Annotated in this window: 5 protein-coding genes and 1 pseudogene; 2 read left to right on the plus strand and 4 right to left on the minus strand. The window is 41.2% G+C overall.

Annotated features, from left to right (window positions below; genetic code table 11):
• A pseudogene (locus LC605_RS30380) lies at window positions 1-131 on the plus strand (NAD-binding protein); the annotation flags it as partial.
• Between the two features lie 238 nt (window positions 132-369).
• Here LC605_RS30380 and LC605_RS30385 read toward each other — a convergent pair.
• A complete protein-coding gene (locus LC605_RS30385; RefSeq protein ID WP_309143284.1) occupies window positions 370-1,113 on the minus strand; it encodes an amino acid ABC transporter ATP-binding protein in 744 nt (247 codons plus the stop codon).
• A 286-nt stretch (window positions 1,114-1,399) separates the two neighbouring features.
• On the opposite strand from LC605_RS30385, the gene LC605_RS30390 reads away from it, so the two are divergent.
• Window positions 1,400-2,275, plus strand: a complete 876-nt coding sequence (locus tag LC605_RS30390; protein ID WP_229551142.1) for an Rpn family recombination-promoting nuclease/putative transposase — start codon at window positions 1,400-1,402, stop codon at window positions 2,273-2,275.
• A 111-nt stretch (window positions 2,276-2,386) separates the two neighbouring features.
• On the opposite strand, the gene LC605_RS30395 is transcribed toward LC605_RS30390, so the two are convergent.
• From LC605_RS30395 to LC605_RS30405, 3 genes are all read right to left on the minus strand, one after another.
• Complete coding sequence (locus LC605_RS30395; RefSeq protein WP_229551143.1) at window positions 2,387-3,538, minus strand: amino acid ABC transporter permease; 1,152 nt, start codon at window positions 3,536-3,538, stop codon at window positions 2,387-2,389.
• 185 nt (window positions 3,539-3,723) lie between these two features.
• Window positions 3,724-4,641, minus strand: a complete 918-nt coding sequence (locus LC605_RS30400; RefSeq protein WP_229551144.1) for an amino acid ABC transporter permease — start codon at window positions 4,639-4,641, stop codon at window positions 3,724-3,726.
• Between the two features lie 126 nt (window positions 4,642-4,767).
• The gene (locus LC605_RS30405; protein ID WP_229551145.1) at window positions 4,768-5,847 is read right to left on the minus strand and encodes an amino acid ABC transporter substrate-binding protein; all 1,080 of its coding nucleotides are present in this window, start codon (window positions 5,845-5,847) and stop codon (window positions 4,768-4,770) included.
• Window positions 5,848-6,445 lie beyond the last annotated feature (598 nt).

Raw genomic sequence — 6,445 nt, forward strand, 5'->3', positions numbered from 1 at the left:
TTTTAGAAGAATCGGATGCTGATAAAATTCGGGTGGCGATCGTCGGGGGTGGTTACAGTGGCGTAGAGTTAGCCTGCAAGTTAGCCGACAGACTAGGTGAAAGAGGACGCTTTCGGATCGTTGAAATGACTATTGATGAACACAGTTTTATTGCTACTGTGGCATGGTTACAAACTAATACAGGTGGAGAACAATTACTTCTAGGAAGAGAAGTTGTATTTGATAAGTTTAATATTGAGTTTAGGCAAGCTGATGAACAAATTATTTTTACATGGCGTGGAGATAGCTAATCAGTTAACAACAGACACCTCTCACAACTTGCAGAAATTTCCCTAGTACAGGTGTCATATCTTCTTACCGAAAGATTTTCTAAAGAATTTGTGACAAAAATTTGCGTGTTCTTTCTTCTTTCGGGTGGCTGAAAAATGCGTCGGGGGTGGCTGACTCGACAAGGGAACCGCTATCCATTAAGATAACTCGGTCGGCGACTTCACGAGCAAATCCAACTTCGTGGGTGACGACTACCATTGTCATCCCATCACGGGCAAGATTTCGCATTACATCTAAAACTTCTCTTACCATTTCTGGATCTAAGGCTGAGGTGGGTTCGTCAAACAGCATAATTTTGGGTTGCATGGCTAAAGCACGTGCGATCGCAACTCGTTGCTGTTGTCCACCAGATAGCTGTCCTGGATATTTCTGCGCCTGTTCTAAAATTCCCACTCTTTCTAAGAGTTGCATCGCCAATTCTTCGGCTTTTACCTTTGGCGATCGCCGTACCCAAATTGGTGCTAAAGAGATATTTTGCAATACTGTGAGATGAGGAAATAAATTAAATTGCTGAAACACCATTCCCACATCTTTGCGAATCGTTTCAATATTTCGCAAGTCATGGCTGAGGGTAATGCCGTCGATTTCAATTTTTCCCTTTTGATATTCTTCTAGAGCGTTAAATGTGCGGATAAAGGTAGATTTACCTGAACCAGATGGGCCCATCAATACTACTACTTCTCCACGATTGACTGTCAAGCTCACACCTTGAAGAGCATGGAACTTTCCATACCACTTGTGAACATCTTCAGCAATAATTATCGGATCTTGTTCTCTTGTCACGGATTTGCAACTCCGAATTTTTTAGTAAATTAGCAATGCATTTCGATAAGCTGATGGAATGGCTATCAAATAATTGCTGATTTTAGATAGCTAAAATAACTTTTTATCATAGCGATCCCTTATCAATAATAACCCTAATTAATAAGATTTTACAGCGCGATCGCCTATCTGAGATTTTGCCAGAGAATAATACCACCACATCACAAAACCAGTCATCAATAAAATTTGTGGTATCAGCTATCTAAAGATATATTATGAGTTCAAATAAATTTTTCGCAACTCCTAAATGCGCCGAGACTCAATTTTCTACAAACTGTTTCAACAATCCCCAAGCCTATTATTTGAATTGTTGACAAATCCGCCGGATAATGCTGATAATTATCGTTTTGATTCAGTAGCTGTCAAGGAACCAAAATTTGAAATTGATGGTGTGTTTCTTCCACCTGATACTGCTGATGGTGGGGTTGTATATTTTAGCGAAGTTCAATTTCAGAAAGATGAAATGCTTTACGAAAGGCTATTTGCCGAGTCGTTATTGTATTTCTATCGTAACCGTATGAGATACAGTGATTGGCAAGCGGTGGTAATCTATCCATCCCGCAGTATCGAACAAAATAATAGTTATCCCTACCGCGCATTCCTTAATAGCGAACAATTGTATCGCGTTTACTTGGACGAATTAGGAGATATTCGCCAACTACCTTTGGGTTTAGCACTCATGGTACTGACTACGATAGAAGAAGATGAAGCACCAGAAGAAGCTAGGTATTTGTTAACCAGAACATATCAAGAAGTACCCGAAGTATCAAGTCGCGCCATAATAGAATTGGTGACGACCATAATGGTGTACAAATTTGAGCAATTAAGCAGAGCCGAGGTTGAAATCATGTTGGGGATAACTTTACAGCAAACGAGAGTTTATCGAGAAATTAAGGAAGAAGGACGACAACAAGGACGACAAGAAGGACGACAACAAGGAGAACAGGAAGCAACTGTTAAATTAATTGTTCGTCTCTTGACTAAGCGTCTTGAGCAAGAACTGTCTGAAGAAATGCAAGCAACGATTTCTCATTTACCCTTAACAGTGCTTGAGAATCTAAGTGTTGCTCTGTTGGATTTTAGCAGCTTGGCGGATTTACAAGCTTGGTTAGATGCACAATAATTTACACAGATGACTAAACAAGGAAAAATTTAAAAGGAGTCAGGATAACACAATAATTCTAAATTTTGGCTCCTTAATTTTTATTAGGTAATTTGTTTTTTTATATCCTAATTACTGGCTTAACTGTTTTTCTAACCGTCGAGAAGCTAACGACATTGAGTAACAAAATACCCAATAAATCAATCCAATAAATAGATAAACTTCTGCATAGCGGCCGAGAAACTGTGGTTGCGCCAATATGGAACGCGCAATACCTGTGAGTTCTACCAATCCCACTAAAGATAAGAGAGAAGTGTCTTTAAATAAGCCGATAAACTGACCAACGATCGCAGGGATAACGTTACGTAATGCTTGAGGTAAGACGATTAACAAAACCACCAAGGCTGTATTTAATCCTAGCGCTTTTGCAGCTTCAATTTGCCCGCGAGGAATTGATTGGAGTCCACCGCGCACGTTTTCTGCCATGTATGCGGCACTAAATAATACTAGTCCAGCAATTGCTCGTAATACCCGATCTAAACGCACGTCTGCTGATAGAAACAAGGGAAGCATTACCTGAGCTAAAAATAAAACTCCAATCAGTGGTACTCCCCTAACAATTTCAATATACAGGATAGAAAACCAACGTACTACAGGCAAATTGCTTGTGCGCCCTAAAGCCAGTAAAACCCCAATAGGAAAAGAAAGCACAATACTGACTGCTGCCATTAGTAGGGTAAGTAGCAAACCATTCCATAAATTTGTAGGTACAGGCTGCAATCCAAATCCACCGCCAACTAGCCAGAGAATGACGGGAAAAGACAGTAACCATAGTAGGGAAAGCCAAAAAGTTAGTACTTTAGTAAACTTTCCTCCAAGCCAAAAACCTACAAATACTAAAAATGCAATTAACAATAACCAAAGGCGAGATGTAAAGTCTAGTGGTAAAACAATTAACAAAACGCCGATGATGACAGCAAACAAAGCAATTCCACGCTTCGGTAACTGTTGTTTACCAAAGAATACACCTCCAGTTATAGCGCCTAAAGTCGAAGCGATCGCTAGCACAATCCAAGTTCGCCAATATAGCGTTTGCGGAAATCTGCCAACTAGAAATAAACGTAAGTTAACCTGAATTACCGCCCATTGTGCTTGAGTAGTTGCCCAAGTTAGAATTCCTCGCACTACCCAAAACAGCAACACCAGACAGACAACAGTTAACAAGCTGTTGTACCAAGTACTGAATAGGTTTTTACGTAGCCAAGTTAATTTGTCGTTAGTCATTGGTCATTTGTCATTTGTCATTTGTCATTGGTCATTGGTCACTTGTACTGAGCGACTTGTGCCGAGCGAAGCCGAGGTAAGTCGAAGTATTGGTCATTTGTAAAGACTCATAGTTCAATCTCAGAAACTCAACTTCCAAGTTCAAAGGTGCATCCTCCTTATCCCCCTAATCTTCCTCATCCCCCTCATCTCTCTTTAATTTGCACGGTGCGATTGAATAAATTCATCACTACAGAGATGGTTAAACTCAGGGTGAGATAGGTGAGTATAATCAGTAATATCACTTCTACGGCTTTCCCGGTTTGGTTAAAGGTGGTGGAGGCGACAAAATAAATATCGGGGTAGCCGATCGCGATCGCTAAACTGGTATTTTTCGTCAAATTAAGATATTGACTCGTCAACGGTGGAATAATTACCCGCAAAGCTTGGGGAAAAATCACCAACCGCATTACTAACCCTGGTTTTAATCCTAGCGATCGCGCTGCTTCCCATTGTCCCTTCGGTACTGATTGAATCCCACCTCGAACAATTTCTGCAATAAACGCACCTGTGTAAAAAGTTAATCCCAACAGCAAAGTCGAAAACTCTGGTGATAGGGTAAACCAAGGAAGTTCTAAGCCATTTTGACTAATGCCAATAAAACCCCAAAGGGATATCTTATTTCCTGTTTTCGGGAAACTGAGAAAAACAGCAAAGTACCAAAACAGCAATTGCAGTAATAAAGGCGTATTGCGGAAAATCTCTACATAAACCATTGTAATATTCCGCACTAGCCAGTTGTCAGAAAGTCGGGCAATCCCAGCACTTACCCCTACAATGGTTGTCAGAAAAATCCCTGCAACCGCCACCCGCAAAGAGTTAATTAACCCCACCCACAAAGCATGACTATAGGTGTCAGTGGGTTTGTAGGTAATTAGCGTCTCACCAATATCAAAAGATGCTTGTTGCTTAAGAAAATCAAATCCAAACTGAATACCCAATTGCCGCAAGTTGCGGTTGAGATTCCCCCAGAGTATTACTACTACAACTGCTGCTAAAAATACAGCAACTAATTGCAAAGCAATGCGCCAAAAACGGACATCACGCCATATAGAATTAGTCATTAGTCATTAGTCATTAGTCATTAGTCATTAGTCATTGGTTATTCTCCTTGTCCCCCTCATCCCCCTCATCCCCCTCATCCCCCTGATCCCCCTCATCCCCCTCATCCCCTCATCCCCTCATCTCTTCTACCGAAACGGCGGAGAATAAAGCAGTCCGCCTTTGCTCCAGAGTTGATTTTGACCACGAGCTAGATTGAGTTTTGTCTTGGGGCCGAGGTTGCGATCGTAAATTTCGGCGTAGTTACCAACGTGTTTAATTATTCTGGCTGCAAAGTCGTTAGTTAAGCCGAGTCCTTCGCCAAGGTTGCCTTCGGTTCCTAAAAACCGCTTAATATCTGGGTCTTTACTGGTAGCAAACTGACCCACATTCTGAGAAGTAATACCCAATTCTTCGGCTTTTACTAGGGAATAAACCACCCACTTAACAGCATCTCCCCACTTAGCATCTCCTTTAGCAACTGCTGGTGCAAGGGGTTCTGAAGAGATTACTTCATTGAGAATCACGTTATCTTCTGGTTTGGGTAAAATTATCCGCCGCGAAACTAATGCTGAACGGTCAGCTGTAATGCCGTCGCAACGACCTTCAGCATAGGTAGCAAAGGTAACGTTAACGTCTTCAAAGACAACGGGTTTGTAAGTGATGCCCCTTTTCCGCATTTGGTCTGCTAAGTTCTGTTCGGTAGTAGTGCCAGTTTGAACGCAGATTGCTTTATCCTTTAGGTCTGCTAAGGACTTAATGTTGCTATTTTTGCGAACCATTATGGCTTGTCCGTCGTAAAAGACTACAGGTGCAAATTCTAGACCTACAGAGGTATCACGACTAAGTGTCCAGGTAGTATTGCGGCTGAGAATGTCTACTTCTCCAGTTTGTAAAGCTGTAAACCGCTCTTTGGTATTGAGATTGCGAAATTCTACTGCATCTGGGTTGTCAAATAAAGCTGCGGCGATCGCTCGGCAAATATCCACATCGATACCACTGTATTTACCATCGGTTCCCACAAAGCTAAACCCCGGCACTTCACCACTGACACCACAAGTTAATTGACCACGGCTTTTAATACTATCCCAACGATTTTGAGTTGCTGGTGCAGCTGGAGTACTGCCTGGAGTGCCGGGTGTACTCGCTATTTGACCTGAATTTTCACCACAAGCCGCGATCGCAAAGACTAGGGGTGCGATCGCTAGAATTAAAGCTGAGTTACGCATGAACTTCATAAGTTACTAGATAATAAAAAATGTATTGCTCACTCAAATGATTTAGTGAAAACAATTTGTTGCTTGTAATATAAAACTCTATCAGTTTCTGTGCTATAGGAATCCGATTTGATTTTGAACAAAATTAGGTATTTGTAGGGTGCGTTAGCGTTTCGCGTAACGCACCAAACCCTTAAGAATGGTGCCGTACTTTCTGTACTAACACACCCTACGTGTCTTTCAAAAATCAAATACTAGTCCTATATATCCTTGACTGGCTAAATTTTAAAAAATAGTTGTTATTGCTTCTTTAAGAATCAGCAAGAGTCCTTCATAAAATATCATTCACAGCGCCGAATGATCATCTATTTTTACTATCTTTAATACCCAATGACCCATGCCCTAATTGCATACTTCTATGGGATCAGAAGTATCCACACCAACTCAAACAAATACCCTTAGCAGGTTAAACTAGGTCTGGTAACAGTTAGTAACTTTATAGACAAATATCCTCAAGCCACTTTTCCCGGAGTGACCCGGAATGGGTAAACTGCAATACCCTCTATCCCTAGACCAAAGGCCGCTGGGATTACCTTTCTTATAATATTGA

Source organism: Nostoc sp. CHAB 5836 (genome assembly GCF_020829445.1).
In the GTDB taxonomy this organism is placed as follows: Bacteria; Cyanobacteriota; Cyanobacteriia; order Cyanobacteriales; family Nostocaceae; genus Nostoc.

Excerpts from the sequence above, each read along its gene's own strand:
- LC605_RS30395 (WP_229551143.1), bottom strand. The coding sequence starts at position 3,538 with ATGACTAACGACAAATTAACTTGGCTACGTAAAAACCTATTCAGTACT.
- LC605_RS30405 (WP_229551145.1), bottom strand. The coding sequence starts at position 5,847 with ATGCGTAACTCAGCTTTAATTCTAGCGATCGCACCCCTAGTCTTTGCG.
- LC605_RS30400 (WP_229551144.1), bottom strand. The coding sequence starts at position 4,641 with ATGACTAATTCTATATGGCGTGATGTCCGTTTTTGGCGCATTGCTTTG.
- LC605_RS30390 (WP_229551142.1), top strand. The coding sequence starts at position 1,400 with ATGCGCCGAGACTCAATTTTCTACAAACTGTTTCAACAATCCCCAAGC.